The following is a 25,714-nucleotide window of genomic DNA, read 5'->3' on the forward strand; positions in this document are numbered from 1 at the left end:
GGGAAGGTGCGAACAAGTTCCTGATATGAGATCATCATATTCATCCGGAGCGCATCCCAGAGGGACATCATGAGCCATCAACTCACCTTCGCCGATAGTGAATTCAGCACTAAGCGCCGTCAGACCCGAAAAGAGATTTTCCTCTCCCGCATGGAGCAGATTCTGCCATGGCAGAATATGACCGCTGTCATCGAGCCGTTTTATCCCAAGGCGGGCAATGGCCGACGGCCCTATCCGCTGGAGACCATGCTGCGTATTCACTGCATGCAGCATTGGTACAACCTGAGCGACGGTGCCATGGAAGATGCCCTGTACGAAATCGCCTCCATGCGCCTGTTTGCCCGATTATCCCTGGATAGCGCCCTGCCGGATCGCACCACCATCATGAATTTCCGCCACCTGCTCGAGCAGCATCAACTGGCCCGTCAATTGTTCAAGACCATCAATCGCTGGCTGGCCGAAGCAGGCGTCATGATGACCCAAGGCACTTTGGTGGATGCCACCATCATTGAGGCACCCAGCTCTACCAAGAACAAAGAGCAGCAACGCGATCCGGAGATGCATCAGACCAAGAAAGGCAATCAGTGGCACTTTGGCATGAAGGCCCACATTGGTGTCGATGCCAAGAGTGGCCTGACCCACAGCCTGGTCACCACCGCGGCCAACGAGCATGACCTCAATCAGCTGGGTAATCTGCTTCATGGAGAGGAGCAATTTGTCTCAGCCGATGCCGGCTACCAAGGAGCGCCACAGCGCGAGGAGCTGGCCGAGGTGGATGTGGACTGGCTGATCGCCGAGCGTCCCGGCAGGGTAAAAACCTTGAAGCAGCATCCGCGCAAGAACAAAACGGCCATCAACATCGAATACATGAAAGCCAGCATCCGTGCCAGGGTGGAGCACCCGTTTCGCATCATCAAGCGGCAGTTCGGCTTCGTGAAAGCCAGATACAAGGGGCTGCTGAAAAACGATAACCAACTGGCGATGTTATTCACCCTGGCCAACCTGTTTCGGGTGGACCAAATGATACGTCAGTGGGAGAGATCTCAGTAAAAACCGGAAATAACGCCAGAAATGGTGGAAAAAATAGCCTAAATAGGCTGATTCGATGTGTTTGCGGGAAAAAAATCGGCCCAGATCCGCGAAATTTTAATCAGCGAGTCAGCTTGGGAAGAAATGACCTGCTTATTCGCACCTTCCTTAGCCTTAATGTAACTACAGGAAATAATATTATTAATCCAAAGCTCTTTAAGAAATATCGCAGGTGGGATATTTATATATTAATGTTGTCAATATCAATAAAATCCTAAAAATATACAAATTCAACGCTTAATATTAATCTTAAAAGCAAGTTGTCGGTAACTTGTTACCTTGCCTGATATTCGCTTAGCTGCAACAATTCCTCCGGTAATAATCAAAAGATAAATATTTCCTTATCAACCTGCGGCGCTATTCCTGATGCGTTCCCGCTGTGAATGTGATGAAAATAAAGGGGAAAATAAAAATTTAAATTAATCAGTGCATTGGTAGCTAATGAAGCCAGGGGCGGTAGCGTGTCTGGTCGCCTGAGACGAGCCTAAATTATTCTGTCAAGAGACCGCAGATGAATTCATTTTTTTTAGGACAGATACCAGTTAAATTCCTTTTCAATTAACGGCAAGGTAAATGCGTACAGGCGAAGTCGCTATTTAGATCGCACGTGATAATTACTCTGCCAAAGTGATAAATAATCAATGATGAAATCCAAACTTAAATTGATGCCTGTATTGGTATCGGTAATCTTGATAAACGGTTGTACCGTGCTTCCGGGCAGCAATATGTCTACGATGGGCAAAGATGTGATTAAACAGCAGGACGCTGATTTTGATATCGATCGCATGGTGAATGTTTATCCACTCACCCCACGACTGGTCGAACAATTACGTCCCCGACCAAATGTTGCGCAGCCTAATATGTCTCTCGACCAGGAGATTGCCGGGTATCAGTACCGGGTCGGCCCGGGCGATGTCCTGAATGTTACCGTCTGGGATCATCCTGAACTCACCACGCCGGCCGGACAGTATCGTAGCTCAAGTGATGCCGGCAACTGGGTGCAGCCTGATGGCACCATGTTTTACCCCTACATCGGCAAAGTTAGCGTGTCAGGGAAAACGTTGGCCGAAATTCGTAGTGATATTACCGGGCGCTTAGCGAAGTACATTGCTGACCCGCAGGTGGACGTTAATATCGCCGCTTTCCGTTCGCAGAAGGCCTATGTCTCCGGGCAGGTGAACAAATCCGGCCAGCAGGCCATCACCAACGTGCCGCTTACCGTTCTCGATGCCATTAACGCCGCAGGCGGTCTCACCGAGGCGGCAGACTGGCGCAACGTTGTACTGACTCATAAAGGGCAGGAGCAACGTATATCACTGCAAGCGCTAATGCAAAATGGCGACCTGAGCCAGAACCGCCTGCTCTATCCTGGCGACATCCTGTTTGTTCCGCGTAATGACGATTTGAAAGTCTTCGTAATGGGGGAAGTGAAAAAACAGAGCACCCTCAAAATGGACTTCAGCGGCATGACGCTCACCGAAGCACTCGGCAACGCGGAAGGTATCGACCTGACCACCTCCAACGCCAGCGGCATTTTCGTTATTCGTCCATTGAAAGGCGAGGGCGGGAACAACGGCAAGATTGCCAATATCTATCAGCTTGATATGTCCGATGCGACATCGCTGGTGATGGCGACGTCATTCCGACTCCAGCCATACGATGTGGTGTACGTCACTACCGCGCCGGTTGCTCGCTGGAACCGTTTGATCAATCAGTTGCTGCCGACTATTAGCGGTGTTCGCTATATGACGGACACGGCCAGCGACCTTCACAACTGGTAATCGTCATGTTTAACAAAATATTAGTTGTCTGTGTGGGGAACATTTGCCGCTCTCCGACGGCAGAGCGCTTGTTAAGGCAATTTCACCCGGCGTTGACGGTCTCTTCTGCCGGCCTCGGGGCGTTGGTAGGCAAAGGCGCGGACCCGTGCGCCATCAGCGTGGCGCAGGCGCACAACCTGTCACTGGAGAATCATTGTGCCCGGCAGATCTCGGGACGAATGTGCCGGGAGTATGACCTGATCCTGACCATGGAAAAACGCCATATCTCTGCCCTGTGTGAAATGGTGCCGGAGATGCGCGGCAAAGTGATGTTGTTTGGTCACTGGGACAGCGAGCGCGAAATTCCCGATCCGTATCGTAAAAGCCGTGATGCGTTTGACGCGGTGTACGCATTACTTGAACGGTCTGCACGCCAATGGGCTCAGGCACTGAAAGCAGAGCAGGGAAAACAATGACAGAAAAAGTAAAACAGTCTGCTGCGCCGGTAACGGGCAATGATGAAATCGATATTGGTCGTCTGGTGGCAACGGTGGTGGAAGCCCGCTGGTGGGTGCTTGGCATTACTGCGGCATTTGCATTATGCGCAGCGGTCTACACGCTATTTGCCACTCCGATCTACAGTGCGGACGCGCTGGTGCAAATTGAGCAAAATACCGGAAATTCACTGGTGCAGGATATTGGCTCGGCGTTGTCGAACAAACCTCCGGCCTCTGAAGCGGAAATTCAGCTCATCCAGTCACGGCTGGTATTGGGGAAAACGGTAGACGATCTCAACCTGGATATCGCGGTTACCAAAGATACGTTCCCCATTTTTGGCGCGGGGTGGGATCGGTTGATGGGTCGCCAGAACGAAACGGTTAACGTGACGACTTTCACGCTGCCAAAGGCAATGAATGAACAGACCTTCACGCTAAGCGTGCTGAATGACAAAAGCTATCAGCTGGTGAGTGACGGAGGTTTTAGCGCCCAGGGGCAGGTTGGACAGGTGCTGAAACATGACGGCGTGACGATGCTGGTCGAGGCGATCCATGCCAGCCCTGGGAGCCAATTTACCGTCAGCAAATTCTCCACGCTGGGCATGATCAACACCTTGCAAAATAATCTGATGGTGACGGAAACCGGCAAAGACACTGGCGTACTGAGCCTGACCTTTACCGGTGAAGACCGCGAGCAAATCCGCCAGATCCTTGACAGTATTACCCGCAACTACCTGCAACAAAACGTGGAGCGTAAATCTGAAGAGGCCGCCAAAAGTCTGGCGTTTCTGGCAAAGCAGTTGCCCGAGGTACGTAACCGGCTGGACGTTGCCGAAAACAAGCTGAATGCCTTTCGTCAGGACAAAGACTCCGTGGATTTGCCGCTGGAAGCCAAAGCGGTGCTGGATTCCATGGTGAATATTGATGCGCAGCTTAATGAGCTGACCTTCAAAGAAGCGGAGATTTCCAAGCTGTTCACCAAAGCGCACCCTGCGTACCGCACCTTGCTGGAAAAACGCCAGGCGCTGGAAGATGAGAAAAGCAAGCTGAACGGGCGCGTAACGGCGATGCCGAAAACGCAGCAGGAAATTGTCCGCCTGACGCGTGACGTGGAGTCCGGCCAGCAGGTCTATATGCAGCTGCTGAACAAGCAGCAGGAGCTGAAGATTACCGAGGCCAGTACGGTCGGAGATGTACGCATCGTCGATCCCGCGATTGCCCAGCCAGGCGTGCTGAAGCCGAAAACGACGCTGATTATTCTCGGTAGCATCATTCTTGGTTTGATGCTTTCAGTGGTGGGCGTACTGCTGCGTTCCCTGTTTAATCGCGGCATTGAAAGCCCACAGGCGCTGGAAGAGCATGGTATCAGCGTGTATGCCAGCATTCCGCTATCAGAATGGCAAAAAGCACGCGATAACGTGCAGACCATTAAAGGCGTGAAACGCTACAAACAAAGCCAGTTGCTGGCAGTGGGGAATCCGACGGATCTTGCGATAGAAGCGGTCCGCAGCCTGCGTACCAGCCTGCACTTTGCCATGATGCAGGCGCGCAACAACGTCTTGATGCTGACCGGCGTCAGCCCGTCAATTGGTAAAACGTTTGTCTGCGCCAACCTGGCGGCGGTCGTTAGTCAGACCAACAAACGCGTGCTGTTGATCGACTGCGACATGCGCAAAGGCTATACCCACGAGCTGCTGGGGACCAATAACGTTAACGGTCTGTCTGAGATCCTCATCGGCAAGGGGGATATCTCATCCAGCGCGAAACCGACATCGATTCCACATTTTGATCTGATCCCTCGCGGACAAATTCCCCCCAACCCCTCCGAGTTGCTGATGAGTGAACGCTTTGGCGAACTGATTGCATGGGCCAGCTCGCACTATGACCTGGTGCTGATCGATACCCCGCCAATACTGGCGGTGACCGACGCGGCTATCGTGGGTCGTCACGCTGGAACCACGCTGATGGTGGCGCGTTACGCGGTCAACACGCTGAAAGAGGTGGAAACCAGCCTGAGTCGCTTTGAGCAAAACGGCATTCAGGTGAAAGGGGTGATCCTGAACTCGATCTTCCGCCGCGCCAGCGGGTATCAGGATTACGGGTACTACGAATACGAGTACACCTCGGATTCGAAATAGGTAACGAACATTGCCGGATAGCGGCCCACAAAAACATATTTATACCCTAAATAACTCGAGTTGCAGGAAAGCCAACGCAGATGCAACTTGAAGTATGACGGGGATATCTGGGAAACGAAAATGACGACAGACAACCCGCTAATTTCAATTTACATGCCCACCTGGAACCGTCAGCAACTGGCCATCCGGGCGATTAAATCGGTACTGCGCCAGGACTATCCTCACTGGGAGATGATCATTGTGGATGATTGCTCTTCCTCGTATGAGCAACTGCAGCAATTTGTTGAAGAACTCAACGATCCGCGTGTGTCGTATACGCGTAATCCCACTAACTCCGGAGCCTGCGCGGTGCGTAATCAGGCCATCATGCAGGCCAGTGGGCAATATATTACGGGTATTGATGATGATGATGAATGGACACCGAACCGCCTGAGCGTATTTCTTAATTATCGCCATCATCTGGTGACGCGGGCGTTTCTGTATGCCAATGACTATGTCTGTGAAGGCGAAGTATATTCGCAGCCGACCAGTTTGCCGCTCTATCCGAAGGCCGTTTATTCACGCCGTAAATTTTATAAGCGCAATATTATTGGTAATCAGGTGTTTACCTGGGCCTGGCGGTTTAAAGCATGCCTGTTCGATACCACGCTGAAAGCGGCGCAGGATTATGACATTTTCCTGCGTATGGTGGTGGCGTATGGCAAACCGTGGAAGGTAAAAGAGGCAACGCAGATCCTGCATGTGAATCACGGTGAAATGCGTATTACCTCATCCCCGCATAAATTCTCCGGCTACTTTCAGTTCTACCGTAAGCACAAAGGCAAATTTGACCGGGCCAGCAAGAAATATCAGCTGTTTACCCTCTACCAGATCCGCAACAAACGGATGAACTGGCGCACGTTGCTGACGCTGCTTTCTGTTCGCAATAGTAAGCGCCTGGCCGACGGACTGCGAGGACGCTAAGTATGCTGGAAGATTTACGCGCGAACGGCTGGAGTCTGCGACCCTGCTGCATGGTGGTGGCCTATCGGATTGCCCATTTTTGCTCCGTCTGGCGTAAAAAAAATGTCTTGAACAACCTGTGGGCGGCGCCGGTGCTGGTGATGTATCGCCTTATCACTGAATGCGTGTTTGGCTATGAAATCCAGGCAGCTGCATCTATTGGTCGTCGTTTCACCATCCATCATGGCTATGGGGTGGTGATCAATAAACACGTGGTGGCGGGGGATGATTTCACCCTGCGCCACGGCGTCACCATCGGCAATCTTGGCGGCAACGATCTGTCCTGTCCGGTCATCGGTAACGGCGTTGAGCTGGGGGCCAATGTCACTCTGCTTGGCGGCGTTGCCATTGGCGATAACGTGACGATTGGCGCCGGGAGCGTCGTCGTGGATAGCATCCCGGACAATACGCTGGTCGTGGGCGAGAAGGCACGGGTGAAGGTAATAAAATGAAAATATTACAGTTTAATGTGCGGCTCGCAGAAGGCGGGGCGGCAGGCGTAGCGTTAGATTTGCATCTGAGGGCGCTGGAAAAAGGGTTGTCGTCGCGTTTTGTCTACGGCTATGGCAAAGGCGGTAAGAAAAGCGTCAGCCATGCGAATTACCCGCAGGTTATCAAACATACGCCACGTCTGACGTCGGCGGCGAACATTGCGCTGTTTCGTTTCGCGAACCGCGACATGTTTGGCAATCTCGACAAGTTGTACCGTACGGTAACCCGCACTTCCGGCCCGCTGGTACTGCATTTTCATGTGTTGCACAGCTACTGGTTGAATCTGGAAGAGGTGGTCGCCTTTTGCCAAAAAGTGAAGGCGCATAAACCGGATATCACCTTCGTCTGGACGCTGCACGATCACTGGAGCGTGACCGGGCGCTGTGCCTTTACCGATGGCTGCGAAAGCTGGAAAACGGGCTGTCAGAAATGTCCAACGCTCAGTAACTATCCGCCGGTAAAAATCGATAAAGCCCATCAACAGTTGCCTGGTAAACGGCAGATGTTTCGCGCCATGCTGGCACTGGGCTGCCAGTTCATCTCGCCCAGTCAGCATGTGGCCGACGCATTCAACAGTCTGTATGGCGTCGGTCGTTGCCGCATTATTAACAACGGCATCGATGTGGCAACGGAAGCCATTCTTGCCGAACTTCCCGCTAACCATGAAGAAAGCGGCAGACCGAAAATCGCCGTGGTGGCCCATGACCTGCGCTATGACGGAAAAACCAGTCAGCAACTGGTGCGAGCGATGATTGCGCTCGGAGACAAAATTGAGCTGCATACCTTCGGCAAATTTTCTCCGTTTGTCGGGGATAACGTCATCAATCACGGGTTTGAGAGCGATAAGCGCACGTTGATGAGCGCGCTTAACGAGATGGATGGGCTGGTGTTCAGCTCGCGCGTTGATAACTACCCGCTGATTCTGTGTGAAGCGCTTTCCATCGGCGTACCGGTTATTGCTACGCATAGCGATGCCGCGCAGGAAGTGCTGGCGAAATCGGGCGGCAAAACGTTCAGCGAAGCGGACGTTTTGCACCTGGTGCAACTGAAAAGATCAGACATTGCGCAGGCGGTATTTGACACGTCGCTTGCCGCGTTCAGCCAGCGCAGCCGGGTGGCATACAGTGGACAACAGATGCTGGAGGAGTATGTCTCGTTCTATCAGAATCTGTAGCTATCTGGTGCTACCGCTGCTTTATCTGCTGGTTAACGTCAAACTCGCCCAGCTTGGCGAGAGCTTCCCGATAACTATCGTCACGTTTTTGCCCGTTCTGCTGTTGCTGTTTGTCGAGCGCATCAATATTAAAAAATTAATGATTGCGCTGGGCGTGGGGGGCGGACTGACGGCGTTTAACTATCTGTTCGGACAATCACTGGATGCCAGCAAGTACGTGACGTCCGCAATGCTGTTTGTCTATACAGTGGTGATTATCGGTATGGTGTGGAGTATTCGCTTCAAAACCATTTCGCCGCATAACTACATTAAGATCTTGCGTTTTTTCTGGCTGGTTGTGGGCCTGGTGGTGGGGTTAGCTGCGGTGGAAATGGCGCAGATAATTCTTAGTGGCGGCAGCAGTTTAATGGAAGTTATTTCGAAATATCTTATTTACAGCAATAGCTATGTTCTGAACTTTATTAAGTTTGGTGGGAAGCGTACCACTGCACTCTATTTCGAACCGGCATTCTTCGCTCTGGCGTTAATCTCAATTTGGCTCAGTATCAAACAGTTTGGTATCAAAACGCCTAAGTCCGATGCTATGATTCTGGCAGGGATAATATTATCAGGATCGTTTTCAGGGGTAATGACATTTATTTTGTTTTACCTCCTGGAGTGGGCGTTCCAGTATCTGAATAAAGATGCGATAAAAAAGAAGTTGCCGCTGGCGATAATCTCATTAAGCGTGTTTGTCGTTGGTGTGATATTTGCGTTTCCGTACATCGCGACACGGCTTGGAGATTTAGGAACTGAAGGCTCATCATCGTATTATCGTATCGTGGGACCATTAGTAATGGTCGGTTATTCGTTACTTAACGTTGATGGGGTAGTGAGATTCGGCTCACTTTATGAATATGTTGCGTCATTCGGAATTTTTAACGGTGCAGATGTTGGTAAAACGATAGACAATGGCTTGTATCTGCTGATTATTTATTTCTCATGGTTCGCGGTGATATTAGCCCTGTGGTACATGGGGAAAGTCATGAAGATGATGATCAATGTGTTTGGTGATAATCAGAATTATCGGGTGCAGCTTTATCTTTTTACGCCGCTGTCGCTGTTTTTTACAGGTTCAGTATTTAGTCCGGAATACGCATTTTTAATTGTATGTCCGTTTATTTTGCGCAAGGCGCTGAATATAGCGAGGTAGAACGCATGCTGCTCAGTATTATTACCGTCGCCTTTCGTAATCTGGAAGGGATCGTCAAAACTCACGCGTCGTTAGCTCATCTGACGCAGGCGGGTGATATCAGTTTTGAGTGGATTGTTGTTGATGGCGGCTCCTCTGACGGTACCTCGGCCTTTCTTGAAGGGCTCAGTGGAGAGCACCGGTTACGGTTTGTCAGCGAGCCGGATAAGGGCATCTATGATGCAATGAACAAAGGTATCGCTATGGCGCGCGGGCGGTTTGCGCTGTTCCTCAACTCCGGGGATATTCTGCATGCAGATGCTGCTCATTTTATCCGCCAGCTAAAAACGCAGAGCGATAAAGCGATGGTCATTGGCGATGCGTTGCTGGATTTCGGTAATGGTAACAAAATTAAGCGGCGGGCCAAGCCGGGTTGGTATATTTATCACAGCCTTCCCGCCAGCCATCAGGCAATCTTCTTTCCTCTCTCTGGACTGAATGTCTGGCGCTATGATTTGCAATATAAGATATCGTCTGATTACGCGCTGGCAGCCAAATTATACAAGTCAGGTTACGCGTTTAAAAAGCTGAGCGGGCTGGTGTCAGAGTTTTCCATGGGTGGGGTGTCAACGACGAATAATCTGGAATTGTGCCGGGATGCAAAAAAGGTACAGCGCCAGATATTACACATGCCAGGTTTTTGGACCGGGTTGTCAGAATATTTACGTCTGCGCACAACTGGTAAAACAAAAACCTTATATGGAAAAGCGTAAGGGTACATTATGCAGGATTTAAGCGGCTTCAACGTGCCGGGAGGTTTTCGCGGCGGTGGTGCCATTAAAGTGCAATTATGGTGGGCAGTGCAAGCCACATTATTTCGCTGGTCCCCACAGGTAATGTATCGCTGGCGTGCGTTTTTATTGCGAATGTTTGGCGCAAAAATAGGAAAAAACGTAGTTATTCGACCTTCAGTAAAAATTACTTATCCGTGGAAATTAACCCTGGGAGATTATTCCTGGGTGGGTGATGACGCGGTTTTATATACGCTGGGTGATATTACGATTGGTGCGCACGCGGTTATTTCGCAAAAAAGTTATTTATGCACCGGGAGTCATGATTATGCCAGTCAACATTTTGATATTAACGCCACACCAATTGTAGTTGGTGATAAATGCTGGCTGGCGACAGATGTCTTTGTCGCGCCTGGCGTGACGATTGGCGATGGCACCGTCGTCGGAGCACGCAGCAGTGTATTTAAATCGCTGCCAGCCAATGTCGTTTGTCGGGGAAATCCCGCAATAGTCACACGCGAACGCGTCGAGAAAGTTACTCCCTGAGGGGATCATTTAAGAGGTAATAACATGTCAAAAGTCGCTCTCATCACTGGCGTAACCGGGCAGGATGGTTCTTACCTGGCAGAGTTCCTGCTGGAAAAAGGGTATGAAGTGCACGGTATTAAGCGCCGCGCTTCATCATTCAACACCGAACGAGTGGACCACATCTATCAGGATCCGCATTCGGGCAATCCCAAATTCCATCTGCACTATGGCGATTTGACGGACTCCTCCAACCTGACCCGTATTTTACAGGAAGTGCAACCGGATGAGGTCTATAACCTCGGCGCCATGAGTCATGTCGCGGTGTCGTTTGATTCACCGGAATACACCGCGGATGTCGATGCTATCGGCACCTTGCGTTTGCTGGAAGCTATCCGCTTCCTCGGGCTGGAAAAGAAGACCCGTTTTTATCAGGCCTCCACCTCTGAACTGTACGGCCTGGTACAGGAAATCCCGCAGAAAGAGAGCACGCCGTTCTACCCGCGCTCGCCGTATGCCGTTGCCAAGCTGTACGCCTACTGGATAACCGTCAACTACCGCGAATCTTACGGTATGTATGCCTGTAACGGCATTCTGTTTAACCACGAATCTCCGCGCCGCGGCGAAACCTTTGTCACGCGCAAAATTACGCGTGCGATCGCCAACATCGCGCAGGGGCTGGAGTCTTGCCTGTACCTGGGCAATATGGATTCGCTGCGTGACTGGGGGCATGCCAAAGATTACGTCAGGATGCAGTGGATGATGCTACAGCAGGACAAGCCGGAAGATTTCGTGATTGCCACCGGCGTGCAGTATTCCGTGCGCCAGTTTGTGGAAATGGCCGCCGCTCAGTTGGGGATTAAATTGCGCTTTGAAGGCGAGGGCGTGAATGAGAAAGGCATCGTGGTTTCCGTAACCGGACACGACGCGCCGGGTGTGAAGCCTGGGGATGTCATGATTGCCGTCGATCCGCGCTATTTCCGTCCGGCAGAGGTGGAAACGCTGCTGGGCGATCCGGCCAAAGCACATGAAAAACTGGGCTGGAAGCCGGAAATCACGTTGCGCCAGATGATCTCGGAAATGGTTGCCAACGATCTTGAAGCAGCGAAGAAGCATTCCCTGCTGAAGTCGCACGGTTACGAGGTCGCCATCGCGCTGGAGTACTGAGGATGAAGACACAACGTATTTTTGTGGCGGGCCATCGCGGGATGGTGGGGTCCGCCATCGTCAGACAATTGTCGCAGCGAGATAATGTCGAGCTGGTGCTGCGTACCCGCGACCAACTTAACCTGCTGGACGCCAGTGCGGTGCAGGCGTTCTTTGCCACTGAACGTATTGACCAGGTTTATCTGGCGGCGGCTAAAGTCGGTGGGATCGTGGCGAATAATACTTATCCAGCTGATTTTATTTATGAAAATATGATGATTGAGAGCAACATTATTCATGCTGCGCATTTGCATAACGTGAATAAACTGCTGTTCCTCGGATCATCCTGTATTTATCCAAAGCAAGCCACCCAGCCAATAGCCGAAAGCGAGCTGTTGCAGGGGCAGCTGGAACCGACCAATGAGCCGTATGCGATTGCCAAAATTGCCGGGATCAAGCTGTGCGAATCGTATAACCGCCAGTATGGCCGCGATTATCGCTCGGTGATGCCGACCAATCTGTATGGGCCGCATGACAACTTCCACCCGAGTAATTCGCATGTGATCCCGGCGCTGCTGCGCCGCTTTCATGACGCTCGCGAGCACAATACGCCGGATGTGATGGTGTGGGGAAGCGGGACGCCAATGCGTGAATTTCTGCATGTTGACGATATGGCAGCGGCCAGTATCCACGTGATGGAGCTGGCTCAGGAAGTCTTGCAGGAATATACCCAGCCGATGCTGTCGCATATCAACGTGGGCACCGGCGTGGACTGCACCATCCGCGAACTGGCGCAAACCATCGCGCAGGTCGTGGGTTACAAGGGGCGCGTGGTGTTCGATGCCAGCAAACCGGATGGAACGCCGCGCAAATTGCTCGATGTTACGCGTCTGCATCAGTTGGGCTGGTATCACGAGATATCACTGGAAGCGGGGATTGCCAGTACCTGGCAGTGGTTCCTTGAAAACCAGCAGCGCTACCGGGGGTAAGCATGTTTTTACGTCATGAGGATTTTGCCACCGTAGTACGTTCAACTCCGCTGATTTCCATCGATTTGATCGTGGAAAACACCCACGGTGAATTTTTGCTCGGTAAGCGTCTCAATCGTCCGGCGCAGGGTTACTGGTTCGTGCCCGGCGGTCGGGTGCAAAAAGATGAAGCGCTGCACGTGGCCTTTGAGCGGCTTACCGAAACGGAGCTGGGGTTACGTTTACCGCTGTCCGCTGCGGAGTTTTACGGTGTCTGGCAGCACTTCTATGGCGACAACTTTTCTGGGGATGATTTCTCAACGCATTACATCGTGCTGGGATTTCGTCTGCGGGTGTCGGAAAACGACTTGCAACTGCCCAATGTCCAACATGATGCGTACCGATGGATGGCGGCTACACAGATTCTGGTCAGTGACCACGTGCACGACAACAGTCGGGCTTACTTCTGTAAAACAAGTCAGGCCGGAGTACCCGGGCTATGAAGATCCTCGTGTATGGCATCAACTATTCGCCGGAGTTGACCGGTATCGGCAAATACACCGGTGAAATGGTGGAGTGGATGGCGCAGCAGGGGCATGACGTTCGGGTGATCACCGCGCCGCCTTATTATCCCCAGTGGAAGGTAAACGGCAGTTATTCATCCTGGCGCTACCGTCGCGAAGAGGGCGACGCCCTCGTCTGGCGTTGTCCGCTGTATGTGCCTGAGCAACCCTCAACGCTCAAGCGCCTGCTGCATTTGGGCAGTTTCGCCCTGAGCAGTTTTTTCCCGCTACTGGCGCAACGTTGCTGGAAGCCGGATCGCATTATCGGCGTGGTGCCGACGCTGTTTTGCACGCCGGGCATGCGCCTGCTGGCAAAGCTTTGTGGCGCACGTACGCTATTGCACGTTCAGGATTACGAAGTCGATGCCATGTTGGGGCTAGGAATGGCGGGCAAAGGCACGCGCGGTATGGTGGCAAAACTGGCCAGCGCCTTTGAGCGCAGTGGGCTGTTGAATATGGACCATATTTCGACGATTTCCCGTTCCATGATGCACAAAGCCATGGAAAAAGGCGTTGCGCCGCACAAGGTTATTTTCTTTCCGAACTGGTCAGAAGTGACGCGCTTTCGTGATGTGAGCGACGCCGATGCCCTGGCGTTGTCCCAGCAACTGGGATTGCCTGCCGATCAAAAGATCGTTCTTTACTCAGGCAATATCGGTGAAAAGCAGGGGCTGGAGAGCGTGATAGACGCAGCGGTCGAGTTGAGCGAACACCCCTGGCTGTTTGTGATTGTCGGGCAGGGCGGTGGTAAAGCGCGGCTGGAGAGTATGGTCAGCGAACGCGGCCTGAACAACGTGATGTTCTTTCCGCTGCAATCATATGACGCGCTGCCTGCGCTGCTCAAGATGGCGGATTGTCATCTGGTCGTGCAAAAGCGTGGTGCGGCTGATGCCGTACTGCCCTCCAAATTGACCAATATCCTCGCTGTTGGTGGTAACGCAGTTATTACTGCCGAACCTGAAACCGAGCTGGGTCAGCTTTGTGACGCTCACCCTGGCATTGCGGTGTGCGTGGAGCCGGAGTCGGTAAACGCGCTGGTTTGCGGTATTAAACGGGCATTGATGATGCCAAAAGTAAACACGGTGGCACGTGATTATGCCGAACGCACGCTGGATAAAGAAAACGTGCTGAGTCAATTTCTTGCAGATATACGGGGTACATGATGAGTCAAAGCAAACTCTTTCCGGTGGTGATGGCCGGTGGCTCGGGTAGCCGTTTATGGCCACTGTCCCGCGTGCTGTACCCAAAGCAGTTCCTGTGCCTGAAAGGCGATCTCACCATGCTGCAGACGACGATTTGCCGTCTGAACGGCGTGGAGTGCGAAAGCCCGGTGGTTATCTGTAATGAACAACACCGTTTTATCGTAGCGGAACAGTTACGAAAGCTGCACAAACTGACTGAGAACATCATTCTCGAACCTGCCGGGCGTAACACGGCACCGGCGATAGCGCTGGCCGCGCTGGCGGCAAAACGTCAAAGTCCGGGTGAGGATCCGCTGCTGCTGGTCTTGGCGGCCGATCACATGATTGCCAACGAAGAGGCATTCCGCGAGGCGGTTCGCAATGCGATGCCCTATGCCGGAGCGGGTAAGCTGGTGACGTTCGGTATCGTGCCGGACCAGCCGGAAACCGGCTATGGCTATATCCGCCGGGGGGAAGTCTCGCCGACGAATACCGACGCTGTGGCTTTTGAAGTGGCACAGTTTGTTGAAAAGCCCAATCTGGAAACCGCGCAGGCTTACGTGACGAGCGGCGACTACTACTGGAACAGCGGCATGTTCTTGTTCCGGGCCGGACGTTATCTGGAAGAACTGAAAAAGTATCGTCCCGATATTCTTGAAGCCTGTGAGAACGCCATGAGCACGGTCGACCCCGATCTCGATTTTATCCGCGTTGATGAACAGGCGTTTCTCGCCTGCCCGGAAGAGTCTGTGGACTATGCGGTAATGGAACGTACCGCCGATGCGGTGGTGATGCCAATGAACGCAGGCTGGAGCGATGTTGGCTCCTGGTCATCGCTGTGGGAAATCAGTGCCCATACCGCTGAAGGCAATGTGCATCACGGCGATGTCATAAGCCACAAAACGGAAAACAGTTACGTGTATGCCGAATCCGGCCTGGTGACGACCGTCGGGGTGAAAGATCTGGTGGTGGTGCAGACCAAAGACGCGGTGCTGATAGCCGATCGCAACGCGGTGCAGGACGTCAAAAAAGTGGTAGAGCAAATTAAGGCTGACGGGCGTCATGAGCATCATATTCACCGCGAAGTTTATCGTCCGTGGGGCAAGTACGACTCAATTGATGCCGGAGAGCGTTACCAGGTGAAGCGAATTACCGTCAAGCCTGGTGAGGGATTGTCTGTGCAGATGCATCATCACCGGGCTGAACACTGGGTTGTGGTTGCCGGTACCGCGAAGGTGACAATCAATGATGATATCAAACTGCTTGCTGAAAACGAGTCTGTCTATATTCCGCTGGGGGCGACCCATTGTCTGGAGAACCCCGGGAAAATCCCGCTCGATCTGATTGAAGTGCGCTCCGGATCTTACCTCGATGAGGATGATGTGGTGCGGTTTGCGGATCGCTACGGGCGCGCGTAACACAACATCATCGTTGCTGGATGGCGGCGTGAACACCTTATCCGGCCTAAAAACTAACGGCTAGTCATTTTGTGAAAAATATCTCCAGTCAGGAGAGGGCTAACTGTTGCCTGAAGAAGGGGAAATCATGACGAAATTAACCTGTTTCAAAGCCTACGATATTCGCGGCAGGCTGGGCGAAGAGCTGAATGAAGAGATTGCGTGGCGAATTGGCCGCGCTTACGGCGAGTTCCTGAAGCCTAAATCTATTGTTCTGGGCGGCGATGTGCGTCTGACCAGCGAGACGCTAAAGCTGGCGCTGGCGAAAGGGCTGCAGGATGCGGGGGTGAATGTGCTGGATATTGGCATGTCGGGCACCGAAGAGATTTACTTCGCCACCTTCCACCTTGGCATTGACGGCGGTATTGAAGTGACCGCCAGCCATAATCCGATGGATTACAACGGCATGAAGCTGGTGCGGGAAGGGGCGCGGCCCATCAGCGGTGATACCGGTCTGCGTGACGTGCAGCGCCTGGCGGAAGCCAACGACTTCCCGGCGGTTGATGCGACAAAACGTGGCCACTACCAGCGTATTACTACCCGCGATGCCTACATCGACCACCTGCTGGGTTACATCAATCCCGGCAGCCTGAAACCGATGAAGCTGGTGCTCAACTCCGGCAACGGTGCGGCAGGTCCAGTGGTTGACGCCATTGAAGCCCGTTTTAAGGCGCTGGGGGTGCCGGTCGAGTTCATCAAAATTCACAATACGCCGGATGGCAACTTCCCCAACGGTATCCCCAATCCTCTGCTGCCGGAATGCCGGGCCGACACGCGCAATGCGGTGATTGAACACGGTGCGGATATGGGGATTGCCTTCGACGGTGATTTTGACCGCTGCTTCCTGTTCGATGAAAAAGGTCAGTTCATTGAGGGCTATTACATTGTCGGTCTGCTGGCGGAAGCGTTTCTGGAGAAGAATCCGGGGGCGAAAATTATCCACGACCCGCGCCTGTCCTGGAATACCGTGGACGTGGTGACGGCAGCAGGCGGTAAACCGGTGATGTCAAAAACCGGGCACGCGTTTATCAAAGAGCGCATGCGCCATGAAGATGCCATTTATGGCGGCGAAATGAGCGCGCATCACTATTTCCGTGATTTTGCTTACTGCGACAGCGGAATGATCCCGTGGCTGCTGGTGGCGGAACTGCTGAGTCTGAAAGGACAGTCGCTGGGTGAACTGGTCCGTGACCGGATGGTGGCCTATCCGGCGAGTGGGGAAATCAACAGCACGCTGGCAGAGCCGGCGGCAGCGATTGCGCGTGTGGAGCAGCACTTTTCCCGTGAGGCGCTGACGGTGGACAGAACGGACGGTATCAGCATGGCGTTTGTCGACTGGCGCTTCAATTTACGCTCTTCCAATACCGAACCGGTGGTGCGCCTGAACGTGGAATCGCGCGGAAATATTCCGTTGATGGAAGCGCGAACGCGCACTCTTCTGGCGTTACTGAATCAGTAATGCCGGTGCTTCCTTTGCCCGCTTATGGGCAAAGGGTGACTAACAGGAACCACGATGACACATCTAAAAAAGCGCGAACGCGCCAAAACCAATGCGTCGTTAATTTCGATGGTGCAACGCTTTTCAGATATCACCATCATGTTTGGCGGGTTGTGGGTGATCTGCGAATTAAGCGGTTTGCCTTTCCTGTATATGCACCTGCTGGTGGCGCTGATCACGCTGGTCGTATTTCAGATGCTCGGTGGCATAACGGATTTTTATCGCTCCTGGCGCGGCGTCAAAATTTCCACTGAGCTGGTGCTGTTACTACAAAACTGGACGCTGAGTCTGATTTTTAGCGCAGGCCTGATCGCCTTTAATAACGATTTCGATAACCGTCTCGCCGTCTGGCTGGCATGGTATCTCCTTTCAAGCGTCGGCCTGGTGTTGAGTCGTTCGTTTATTCGCTACGGTGCGGGGTGGCTGCGTAATCGTGGTTACAACACCCGCCGGGTGGCGGTGGCTGGCGACCTGCCCGCCGGACAAATGCTGCTGGACAGTTTTCGCCATGAACCGTGGCTGGGATTTGAAGTGGCGGGGGTCTATCACGACCCAATCCCTGGAAAAAACTCCCGCGACTGGGCCGGTAATCTGCAACAACTGGTGGACGACGCCAAAGCTTCACGCATTCATAACGTTTATATCGCCATGTCGATGAGCGATGGCGCCAGCGTAAAAAAACTGGTGCGTGAGTTGGCCGACACTACCTGCTCGGTGATCCTCATTCCTGATGTCTTTACCTTCAATATTCTGCATTCACGGATTGAAGAGATGAACGGCGTTCCGGTTGTGCCGCTGTATGACACGCCGCTTTCGGGGATTAATCGCCTGTTAAAGCGCACGGAAGATATCGTGCTGGCTTCACTGATCCTGCTGCTTATTTCCCCGGTGCTGTGTGGTATTGCGTTGCTGGTAAAACTGACCTCCAAAGGTCCGGTGATTTTCCGCCAGACCCGCTATGGCATGGACGGGAAGCCGATCAAAGTCTGGAAGTTTCGCTCGATGAAAGTGATGGAGAACGACGCGGTGGTGACGCAGGCGACGCAAAACGATCCGCGCGTTACTCCTGTGGGAAATTTCCTGCGCCGGACGTCGCTCGATGAACTGCCGCAGTTTATTAACGTCCTGACCGGGGGGATGTCTATCGTCGGACCACGTCCGCATGCGGTGGCGCATAACGAACAGTACCGCCAACTGATCGAGGGGTACATGTTACGCCATAAGGTAAAACCGGGCATTACCGGCTGGGCGCAAATCAACGGCTGGCGCGGTGAAACCGATAAGCTGGAAAAAATGGAAAAACGTGTGGAGTTTGATCTCGAATACATTCGCGAGTGGAGCGTGTGGTTCGATATCAAAATTGTTTTTCTGACGGTATTCAAAGGCTTTGTGAACAAAGCGGCGTATTAACATGAGCTTACGAGAAAAAACGCTTAATGGCGCAAAGTGGTCGGCGATTGCTACGGTGATCATTATTGGTCTGGGACTTATCCAGATGACCGTCCTGGCGCGGATTATTGATAACCACCAGTTTGGGTTGTTAACCGTGTCGCTGGTGATCATTGCGCTGGCCGATACGCTGTCGGATTTCGGTATTGCCAACTCAATTATTCAGCGCAAAGACATCGGTTATCTTGAGCTGACTACGCTGTACTGGCTCAACGTTGGGCTGGGTATGGTGGTATGTGTGGTGATGTTTCTGCTTAGCGGGACGATTGCCAGCGTGCTCAATAATCCCGAACTGGCGCCACTCATCAAAACCTTATCGCTGGCGTTTGTGGTGATACCGCACGGGCAGCAGTTTCGCGCGCTGATGCAAAAAGAGCTGGCCTTCAACAAAATTGGCATGATTGAAACCAGTTCGGTGTTGGCCGGTTTTACCTTTACCGTGGTCAGCGCCCATTTCTGGCCGCTCACGCTGACGGCCATTCTCGGGTATCTGGTGAACTGTACGCTACGAACGCTGCTGTTCGGCTATTTTGGTCGCCGGATTTACCGTCCGGGGCTGCATTTTTCGCTGGCATCCGTTTCGTCGAATCTGCGTTTTGGCGCGTGGCTGACGGCAGACAGCATTATCAATTACCTCAATACCAACCTTTCCACGCTGGTTTTAGCCAGAACGTTGGGCGCAGGTGTGGCGGGCGGATTCAATCTCGCCTGGAACGTGGCGGTTGTCCCTCCGATCAAACTGAACCCGATTATTACCCGTGTCCTGTTTCCGGCGTTTGCCAAAATTCAGGACGACAGTGAAAAGCTACGGGTGAATTTTTACAAGCTGCTGTCGGTGGTTGGGATCATCAACTTCCCGGTACTCCTGGGATTGATGGTGGTGTCGAACAATGTGGTGCCGCTGGTATTTGGCGAGAAGTGGAACGGTATTATTCCCGTCTTGCAACTGCTGTGCATTGTTGGACTGCTGCGCTCTGTGGGGAATCCGATCGGTTCACTGCTGATGGCGAAAGCACGGGTCGACATCAGCTTCAAATTCAATGTGTTCAAAACCTTTCTGTTTATTCCCGCCATTTTCATCGGTGGTCATCAGGCCGGGGCGATTGGCGTGACGCTGGGCTTTTTGCTGGTCCAGGTGATTAACACGATCCTCAGTTACTTCGTGATGATCAAACCTGTTCTTGGCTCCAGCTACCGCCAGTACATGCTCAGTCTGTGGCTGCCGTTATATCTCTCTTTACCTACCCTTGTGGTGAGCTATGCGCTGGACGTAATGCTGCGCAGCCAACTGTCGCCAGGCGCGTTGCTGGGGATCCAGGTAGCGGCAGGAGCGCTGGCGTTCGCGGCGATGATTGTGGTGTCGCGCCATCCGTTAGTGGTGGAAATAAAACGCCAGTTCTGCCGCAGTGAAAAAATGAAAACCTTGCTTCGTGCAGGATAAGAACAACGCTTTAAGAGGTCATAATGAAACTATTAATTTTAGGCAACCATACCTGTGGGAACCGTGGGGATAGCGCGATTCTGCGCGGTTTGCTGGATGCCATTAACGCGTTGCGTCCTGAGACTGAAGTGGATGTTATGAGCCGTTATCCGGTGAGTTCTTCGTGGTTGCTGAACCGCCCGGTGATGGGCGATCCGCTGTATTCGCAGATGAAGCAGCACAATAATGCTGCCGGCGTTATGGGACGCGTGAAGAAAGTGCTGCGTCGTCGCTATCAGCATCAGGTGCTGCTCTCGCGTGTCACCGATTCCGGTAATCTGCGCAATATCGCGATCGCCCAGGGGTTTACCGATTTTGTTCGTCTGCTGTCGCGCTACGACGCCATTATCCAGGTTGGCGGATCGTTTTTTGTCGATCTGTATGGCGTACCGCAGTTTGAACATGCCCTGTGTACGTTTATGGCGAAAAAACCGCTGTACATGATTGGCCACAGCGTGGGGCCATTCCAAGATGAACAGTTTAATCAACTGGCGAACTACGTTTTTGGACACTGTAATGCGTTGATTTTGCGTGAATCCGTCAGTCTGGATCTGATGAAGCGCAGTGCAATAAACACGGATAAAGTCGAAACCGGGGTAGATACCGCTTGGCTGGTAAATAACCATGATGAGGATTATGAGCCTGGTTATGCTGTACAGCACTGGTTACACATGGCGGCAAAACAGAAGACCGTTGCCATTACTCTGCGTGAGTTGGCTCCTTTTGATAAGCGTCTGGGGACAACGCAGCAGGCCTATGAGCAAGCTTTTGCCGGGGTAGTGAACCGCATCCTTGATGAAGGTTACCAGGTGATAGCGCTGTCAACCTGTACCGGTATTGATAGTTACAACAAAGATGACCGCATGGTGGCGTTGAACCTGAGCCAGTATGTTAACGACCCGGGCCGTTATCATGTGGTGATGGATGAACTCAACGACCTGGAGATGGGGAAAATTTTGGCTGCATGCGATCTGACGGTGGGGACTCGTTTACACTCGGCCATCATCTCGATGAATTTTATGACGCCAGCCATCGCCATTAATTATGAGCATAAATCGGCAGGGATCATGCAACAACTGGGGTTAGCAGAGATGGCCGTCGATATTCGCCATCTGCTCGATGGCAGCCTGGAAGGGAAGGTCGCCGATGCTCTCGGACAGTTACCTGAGCTGAACATACGTCTCGGCGACGCGGTTAGGCGTGAGCGTGAACGTGGGGTGAACATGGTGCAATCGGTTTTAACGCGTATTGAGGGGGAAAAATGAAGGTTGGCTTTTTCCTGCTTAAATTTCCGCTCTCCTCCGAGACCTTTGTACTTAATCAGATTGCCGCATTTATCGACATGGGCTACGACGTGGAAATTTTCGCGTTGCACAAGGGCGATCTTGAAAATACCCATGCTTCATTTAATACCTACCGTCTGGGTGAAAAAACGCGCTGGTTACTGAATGAGCCGAACAGCAAACTGGCGAAGCTTAAGTATAGGGCAGTGGCGGCCCTGCGCGGTATTACCCGCGCAGCCACCTGGAAAGCGCTGAATGTTTCACGCTATGGCGATGAGGCGCGCAATCTGATTTTGGCGGCCATTTGCGGTGGAAATCCGCGGGCGTTTGAAGCGGATGTGTTTATCGCTCATTTTGGACCCGCAGGCGTGACGGCCGCCAAACTGCGTGAGCTTGGGATGATCCGCGGCAAAATCGCCACGGTATTTCACGGCATTGATGTTTCGCATCGGGATGTGCTTGCCCACTACACCCCTGAATATCAGCAACTGTTTGAACGTGGGGATTTGATGTTACCCATCAGCAACCTCTGGGCCGGACGTTTAAAAAATATGGGGTGCCCGCCGCAGAAAATCGCGGTCTCGCGCATGGGAATCGATATGACGCGCTTTACGCCCCGCCAGTTGAAATCGCCAGCCGCACCGCTGGAGATTATCTCTGTCGCCCGGTTAACTGAGAAAAAAGGACTGCACGTTGCCATCGAAGCCTGTCGTCAGTTGAAAGAGCAGGGCGTCGCATTCCGTTATCGCATCCTTGGCATTGGCCCCTGGGAGCGTCGTCTGCGTACGCTAATCGAGCAATATCAACTTGATGATGTGATTGAGATGCCAGGCTTTAAACCAAGTCATCAGGTGAAGGAAATGCTTGAGCAGGCCGATGTCTTTTTGCTGCCCTCAATTACCGGAAGGGATGGCGATATGGAGGGGATCCCGGTGGCGCTGATGGAGGCGATGGCGGTGGGCATCCCGGTGATTTCCACCGTCCATAGTGGGATCCCTGAACTGGTCGAGTCGGGCAAGTCTGGCTGGCTGGCACCGGAAAACGATGCGCAGGCGCTGGCAGAGCGATTAGCGGCATTTAGCCTGCTCGACAGTGAGCAGGTGCAGCCGATTGTGCAGTGCGCGCGAGAAAAAATTGCAACTGAATTTAATCAGTTAGCGATCAATAAACAGTTAGCCAGTCTGCTGCAAACGATGTAAATCGAGGTTGTATGTCAGAGAACAAACTCTCACGCCGTACTTTTCTGACGGCAAGTTCTGCGCTCGTCGTGCTGCATTCTCCCGTTGTTCGGGCACTAGAATCACCGGGCAGCGTCAACATTCAGGATTACAACCCACAGGATTGGGTGGCTTCTTTCAGGCAGGCGTTCAAAGAAGGACAAACGGTAGTCGTACCAAATGGACTGGAATGTAAGGATCTCAATACCGCAGTTGTTATCCCGCCTGGCAAAACGCTACACCTGCAAGGCAGAATCAGCGGCAATGGCCGTGGGCGCTTTGTTCTGCAGGATGGATGCAAGGTGATGGGCGAGCAGGGCGGGAGCCTGAGGAACGTTACCCTCGATGTGCGGGGTTCGGACTGTGTGATAAAAGGGATTGCCATGAGCGGTTTCGGTCCGGTGACGCAAATCTATATCGGCGGTAAAACCTCGAGGCTGATGCGTAATCTGACTATCGATGATATTACCGTCACGCGCGCTAACTATGGCATTTTGCGTCAGGGTTTTCATAATCGAATGGACGGCGTAAAGATCACGAACAGCCGTTTTAGCGATTTACAGGGTGATGCTATCGAGTGGAATGTGGCGATAAACGACAGCAACATCCTCATTTCTGACCATGTCATTGAACGTATCAACTGTACCAACGGCAACGTGAACTGGGGCATTGGCATCGGTCTGGCGGGGAGTACCTATGACAATACCTATCCCGATGAACTGGCGGTAAAAAACTTTGTGGTAGCGAACATCACCGGTAGCGACTGCCGACAGTTAGTGCATGTGGAGAACGGCAAACACTTTATTATTCGTAATATTACCGCGCGAAATATCACCCCGGATTATAGCAAGAAAGCGGGCATTGATAATGCGACGGTCGCTATTTACGGATGTGATAATTTCGTAATTGATAATATCAATATGGAGAATAGCGCAGGTATGCTCATTGGTTACGGCGTAATCAAAGGGCGTTATTTATCCATTCCACAAAACTTTAAGTTAAATAATATCCATCTGGATAATACGAAACGTGAATACAAATTGCGCGGTATTCAGATCTCCTCTGGTAATGCGACTTCATTTGTGGCGATTACCAATGTGGAGATGAAACGTGCCACGCTTGAGTTGCATAACCAACCACAGCACCTTTTTTTACGTAACATCAAGGTGATGCAGCAATCCGCGACGGGACCCGCACTTAAGATGCACTTCGATCTCCGTCAGGATGTGCGCGGCAAGTTTATGGCTAAACAGGACACATTACTCTCGCTGGCGAATATCCATGCGGTAAACGAAACCGGGCAAAGCTCAGTTGACATCGACCGGGTAAACCATCAGGTGGTGAATGTCGAAGCGGTGAATTTTCGACTGCCGGGACGGGAGAGGTAACTTTGCGACCATTCCTGGCTAAAGTGACACTCCCTGGGATTAAGATTACTGCATTGCGAAGTTAAGCGGCGTAACATACGCTGCATCGGAGTAATGTAATTCATACTGGCTAAAACAAGCTAAAAAGCTATAATTCAGCAACAATTGAATAGGTGAATGACTTAATGATTAATTTGAAAGCAGTTATTCCGGTAGCAGGTCTGGGGATGCACATGTTGCCTGCCACGAAGGCAATCCCTAAAGAGATGCTACCGATCGTAGACAAGCCGATGATTCAATACATTGTCGACGAAATTGTAGCTGCAGGTATCAAAGAAATCGTGCTGGTGACTCATGCGTCTAAGAACGCGGTTGAGAACCACTTCGACACCTCTTACGAACTCGAATCGTTGCTTGAGCAGCGTGTTAAACGCCAGCTATTAGCCGAGGTGCAGTCTATCTGTCCTCCAGGCGTGACTATTATGAACGTTCGTCAGGCTCAGTTACTGGGCCTGGGTCATTCAATTCTTTGTGCTCGTCCAATTGTTGGGGATAACCCTTTCGTAGTCGTATTACCTGATGTGGTTCTTGATACAGCGAGCGCAGATCCGCTGCGCTACAACCTGGCTGCCATGGTTGCTCGTTTTAATGAAACCGGGCGTAGTCAGGTGCTGGCTAAGCGTATGGAAGGCGATCTGTCTGAGTACTCTGTTATTCAGACCAAAGAGCCTTTAGATAACGAAGGTAAAGTCAGCCGTATCGTTGAATTCATTGAAAAACCAGACCAGCCGCAGACTCTGGATTCCGATCTGATGGCAGTAGGGCGCTACGTGCTTTCTGCTGATATCTGGGCAGAACTGGAGCATACCCAGCCTGGTGCCTGGGGGCGTATTCAATTGACGGATGCTATTGCTGAGCTGGCTAAAAAACAGTCGGTAGATGCGATGCTGATGACGGGCGACAGCTACGACTGCGGGAAGAAAATGGGGTATATGCAGGCGTTTGTTAAGTACGGCCTGCGTAACCTGAAAGAAGGGCCGAAGTTCCGTAAGAGCATTGAGAAGTTGCTCGGAGAATAGGCAAGACGAAAGATTAATTATATTAGTAATACTTCATGATAAATGGCAGGGGAAGACTCATGATGCTATCAGTATACAGGCATGTCTTCACTGCCTTTTTTATGATAAAAATCAAGTAGTAAAAAGATCAATGCTCTACCTTTTCTTGTAGCAAAAATCGATTTCTTCTTGTTTCTTAGTTAGATTAATACGACAATATTTGGGATGTTTTGGGGCTAAATGTGTCAAAATGTAATCAATAATTGATAGGCTAAGCCCCCTCAAAAATTGGAGTGTACAGTACACTGGTAGCTGTTGAGCCAGGGGCGGTAGCGTGCCTGATTAAATTAACATTTCTGTGGCAAAATAAGCTAATTTTATGTTAAAGGCTAATTTAGAAAAATATAA

22 protein-coding genes are annotated in these 25,714 nt (G+C 51.9%); all 22 read left to right on the top strand.

What is annotated here, in order from left to right:
- The first annotated feature begins 69 nt into the window (after positions 1 to 69).
- The 22 genes from OGV38_RS18795 (at position 70) to galF (ending at position 25,327) form a co-directional block, all read left to right on the top strand.
- Entirely contained in the window at positions 70 to 1,050 is a 981-nt protein-coding gene (locus tag OGV38_RS18795; protein WP_000019450.1) for an IS5-like element ISKpn26 family transposase, read from the top strand.
- Positions 1,051 to 1,730: 680 nt separating this feature from the next.
- Positions 1,731 to 2,870, top strand: coding sequence for a polysaccharide export protein (locus OGV38_RS18800; protein WP_029139591.1), 1,140 nt, complete (start codon positions 1,731 to 1,733; stop codon positions 2,868 to 2,870).
- Positions 2,871 to 2,875: 5 nt separating this feature from the next.
- A complete protein-coding gene (gene wzb / locus OGV38_RS18805; protein ID WP_181521137.1) occupies positions 2,876 to 3,325 on the top strand; it encodes a low molecular weight protein-tyrosine-phosphatase Wzb in 450 nt (149 codons plus the stop codon).
- The gene (wzc, locus tag OGV38_RS18810; RefSeq protein ID WP_181521138.1) at positions 3,322 to 5,484 is read left to right on the top strand and encodes a tyrosine-protein kinase Wzc; all 2,163 of its coding nucleotides are present in this window, start codon (positions 3,322 to 3,324) and stop codon (positions 5,482 to 5,484) included. The genes wzb and wzc overlap by 4 nt, the downstream gene beginning before the upstream one ends.
- Positions 5,485 to 5,604: 120 nt before the next feature.
- Entirely contained in the window at positions 5,605 to 6,447 is an 843-nt protein-coding gene (gene wcaA / locus OGV38_RS18815) for a colanic acid biosynthesis glycosyltransferase WcaA (RefSeq protein ID WP_016153592.1), read from the top strand.
- Between the two features lie 2 nt (positions 6,448 to 6,449).
- The gene (gene wcaB / locus OGV38_RS18820) at positions 6,450 to 6,938 is read left to right on the top strand and encodes a colanic acid biosynthesis acetyltransferase WcaB (RefSeq protein WP_016156923.1); all 489 of its coding nucleotides are present in this window, start codon (positions 6,450 to 6,452) and stop codon (positions 6,936 to 6,938) included.
- On the top strand, positions 6,935 to 8,152 hold the full coding sequence (wcaC, locus tag OGV38_RS18825; RefSeq protein ID WP_153647029.1) for a colanic acid biosynthesis glycosyltransferase WcaC: 1,218 nt from the start codon (positions 6,935 to 6,937) through the stop codon (positions 8,150 to 8,152). Before wcaB ends, wcaC begins: the two co-directional genes overlap by 4 nt.
- Positions 8,127 to 9,344: a colanic acid polymerase WcaD gene (gene wcaD / locus OGV38_RS18830; RefSeq protein ID WP_286474418.1), complete on the top strand. Its 1,218-nt coding sequence runs from the start codon at positions 8,127 to 8,129 to the stop codon at positions 9,342 to 9,344. Before wcaC ends, wcaD begins: the two co-directional genes overlap by 26 nt.
- Before the next feature lie 5 nt (positions 9,345 to 9,349).
- Entirely contained in the window at positions 9,350 to 10,096 is a 747-nt protein-coding gene (gene wcaE, locus OGV38_RS18835) for a colanic acid biosynthesis glycosyltransferase WcaE (RefSeq protein ID WP_049270706.1), read from the top strand.
- A gap of 9 nt (positions 10,097 to 10,105) precedes the next feature.
- On the top strand, positions 10,106 to 10,660 hold the full coding sequence (gene wcaF, locus OGV38_RS18840; RefSeq protein WP_016153587.1) for a colanic acid biosynthesis acetyltransferase WcaF: 555 nt from the start codon (positions 10,106 to 10,108) through the stop codon (positions 10,658 to 10,660).
- Positions 10,661 to 10,684: 24 nt separating this feature from the next.
- Positions 10,685 to 11,806 (top strand): GDP-mannose 4,6-dehydratase, encoded by a 1,122-nt coding sequence (gene gmd, locus OGV38_RS18845; protein ID WP_016156920.1) that lies wholly within the window; start codon positions 10,685 to 10,687, stop codon positions 11,804 to 11,806.
- A gap of 2 nt (positions 11,807 to 11,808) precedes the next feature.
- Positions 11,809 to 12,774, top strand: coding sequence for a GDP-L-fucose synthase (gene fcl, locus OGV38_RS18850; protein ID WP_153647030.1), 966 nt, complete (start codon positions 11,809 to 11,811; stop codon positions 12,772 to 12,774).
- A 2-nt stretch (positions 12,775 to 12,776) separates the two neighbouring features.
- On the top strand, positions 12,777 to 13,256 hold the full coding sequence (locus OGV38_RS18855) for a GDP-mannose mannosyl hydrolase (protein WP_153647031.1): 480 nt from the start codon (positions 12,777 to 12,779) through the stop codon (positions 13,254 to 13,256).
- Positions 13,253 to 14,479: a colanic acid biosynthesis fucosyltransferase WcaI gene (wcaI, locus tag OGV38_RS18860; RefSeq protein ID WP_103283999.1), complete on the top strand. Its 1,227-nt coding sequence runs from the start codon at positions 13,253 to 13,255 to the stop codon at positions 14,477 to 14,479. Before OGV38_RS18855 ends, wcaI begins: the two co-directional genes overlap by 4 nt.
- Positions 14,479 to 15,915, top strand: coding sequence for a mannose-1-phosphate guanyltransferase (cpsB, locus tag OGV38_RS18865; protein ID WP_286474655.1), 1,437 nt, complete (start codon positions 14,479 to 14,481; stop codon positions 15,913 to 15,915). Before wcaI ends, cpsB begins: the two co-directional genes overlap by 1 nt.
- Before the next feature lie 127 nt (positions 15,916 to 16,042).
- Positions 16,043 to 17,413, top strand: coding sequence for a colanic acid biosynthesis phosphomannomutase CpsG (gene cpsG, locus OGV38_RS18870; RefSeq protein WP_103283998.1), 1,371 nt, complete (start codon positions 16,043 to 16,045; stop codon positions 17,411 to 17,413).
- Between the two features lie 54 nt (positions 17,414 to 17,467).
- A complete protein-coding gene (gene wcaJ, locus OGV38_RS18875; RefSeq protein ID WP_181521139.1) occupies positions 17,468 to 18,862 on the top strand; it encodes an undecaprenyl-phosphate glucose phosphotransferase in 1,395 nt (464 codons plus the stop codon).
- 1 nt (position 18,863) lies between these two features.
- Positions 18,864 to 20,342, top strand: a complete 1,479-nt coding sequence (gene wzxC, locus OGV38_RS18880) for a colanic acid undecaprenyl disphosphate flippase WzxC (protein WP_286474429.1) — start codon at positions 18,864 to 18,866, stop codon at positions 20,340 to 20,342.
- 23 nt (positions 20,343 to 20,365) lie between these two features.
- Complete coding sequence (gene wcaK / locus OGV38_RS18885) at positions 20,366 to 21,646, top strand: colanic acid biosynthesis pyruvyl transferase WcaK (protein ID WP_047500572.1); 1,281 nt, start codon at positions 20,366 to 20,368, stop codon at positions 21,644 to 21,646.
- A complete protein-coding gene (gene wcaL, locus OGV38_RS18890) occupies positions 21,643 to 22,863 on the top strand; it encodes a colanic acid biosynthesis glycosyltransferase WcaL (RefSeq protein ID WP_286474432.1) in 1,221 nt (406 codons plus the stop codon). The genes wcaK and wcaL overlap by 4 nt, the downstream gene beginning before the upstream one ends.
- A gap of 11 nt (positions 22,864 to 22,874) precedes the next feature.
- The gene (gene wcaM, locus OGV38_RS18895) at positions 22,875 to 24,269 is read left to right on the top strand and encodes a colanic acid biosynthesis protein WcaM (RefSeq protein WP_181521142.1); all 1,395 of its coding nucleotides are present in this window, start codon (positions 22,875 to 22,877) and stop codon (positions 24,267 to 24,269) included.
- A gap of 164 nt (positions 24,270 to 24,433) precedes the next feature.
- Complete coding sequence (gene galF, locus OGV38_RS18900; protein ID WP_000609089.1) at positions 24,434 to 25,327, top strand: GalU regulator GalF; 894 nt, start codon at positions 24,434 to 24,436, stop codon at positions 25,325 to 25,327.
- The last annotated feature ends 387 nt before the right edge of the window (positions 25,328 to 25,714 follow it).

This window comes from Citrobacter sp. Cb080 (genome assembly GCF_030334745.1).
Taxonomy (GTDB): Bacteria; Pseudomonadota; Gammaproteobacteria; order Enterobacterales; family Enterobacteriaceae; genus Citrobacter; species Citrobacter braakii.

Coding starts and splice junctions, on each gene's coding strand:
- OGV38_RS18795 (WP_000019450.1), top strand. CDS start 70: ATGAGCCATCAACTCACCTTCGCCGATAGTGAATTCAGCACTAAGCGC.
- OGV38_RS18800 (WP_029139591.1), top strand. CDS start 1,731: ATGATGAAATCCAAACTTAAATTGATGCCTGTATTGGTATCGGTAATC.
- wzb (WP_181521137.1), top strand. CDS start 2,876: ATGTTTAACAAAATATTAGTTGTCTGTGTGGGGAACATTTGCCGCTCT.
- wzc (WP_181521138.1), top strand. CDS start 3,322: ATGACAGAAAAAGTAAAACAGTCTGCTGCGCCGGTAACGGGCAATGAT.
- wcaA (WP_016153592.1), top strand. CDS start 5,605: ATGACGACAGACAACCCGCTAATTTCAATTTACATGCCCACCTGGAAC.
- wcaB (WP_016156923.1), top strand. CDS start 6,450: ATGCTGGAAGATTTACGCGCGAACGGCTGGAGTCTGCGACCCTGCTGC.
- wcaC (WP_153647029.1), top strand. CDS start 6,935: ATGAAAATATTACAGTTTAATGTGCGGCTCGCAGAAGGCGGGGCGGCA.
- wcaD (WP_286474418.1), top strand. CDS start 8,127: ATGTCTCGTTCTATCAGAATCTGTAGCTATCTGGTGCTACCGCTGCTT.
- wcaE (WP_049270706.1), top strand. CDS start 9,350: ATGCTGCTCAGTATTATTACCGTCGCCTTTCGTAATCTGGAAGGGATC.
- wcaF (WP_016153587.1), top strand. CDS start 10,106: ATGCAGGATTTAAGCGGCTTCAACGTGCCGGGAGGTTTTCGCGGCGGT.
- gmd (WP_016156920.1), top strand. CDS start 10,685: ATGTCAAAAGTCGCTCTCATCACTGGCGTAACCGGGCAGGATGGTTCT.
- fcl (WP_153647030.1), top strand. CDS start 11,809: ATGAAGACACAACGTATTTTTGTGGCGGGCCATCGCGGGATGGTGGGG.
- OGV38_RS18855 (WP_153647031.1), top strand. CDS start 12,777: ATGTTTTTACGTCATGAGGATTTTGCCACCGTAGTACGTTCAACTCCG.
- wcaI (WP_103283999.1), top strand. CDS start 13,253: ATGAAGATCCTCGTGTATGGCATCAACTATTCGCCGGAGTTGACCGGT.
- cpsB (WP_286474655.1), top strand. CDS start 14,479: ATGAGTCAAAGCAAACTCTTTCCGGTGGTGATGGCCGGTGGCTCGGGT.
- cpsG (WP_103283998.1), top strand. CDS start 16,043: ATGACGAAATTAACCTGTTTCAAAGCCTACGATATTCGCGGCAGGCTG.
- wcaJ (WP_181521139.1), top strand. CDS start 17,468: ATGACACATCTAAAAAAGCGCGAACGCGCCAAAACCAATGCGTCGTTA.
- wzxC (WP_286474429.1), top strand. CDS start 18,864: ATGAGCTTACGAGAAAAAACGCTTAATGGCGCAAAGTGGTCGGCGATT.
- wcaK (WP_047500572.1), top strand. CDS start 20,366: ATGAAACTATTAATTTTAGGCAACCATACCTGTGGGAACCGTGGGGAT.
- wcaL (WP_286474432.1), top strand. CDS start 21,643: ATGAAGGTTGGCTTTTTCCTGCTTAAATTTCCGCTCTCCTCCGAGACC.
- wcaM (WP_181521142.1), top strand. CDS start 22,875: ATGTCAGAGAACAAACTCTCACGCCGTACTTTTCTGACGGCAAGTTCT.
- galF (WP_000609089.1), top strand. CDS start 24,434: ATGATTAATTTGAAAGCAGTTATTCCGGTAGCAGGTCTGGGGATGCAC.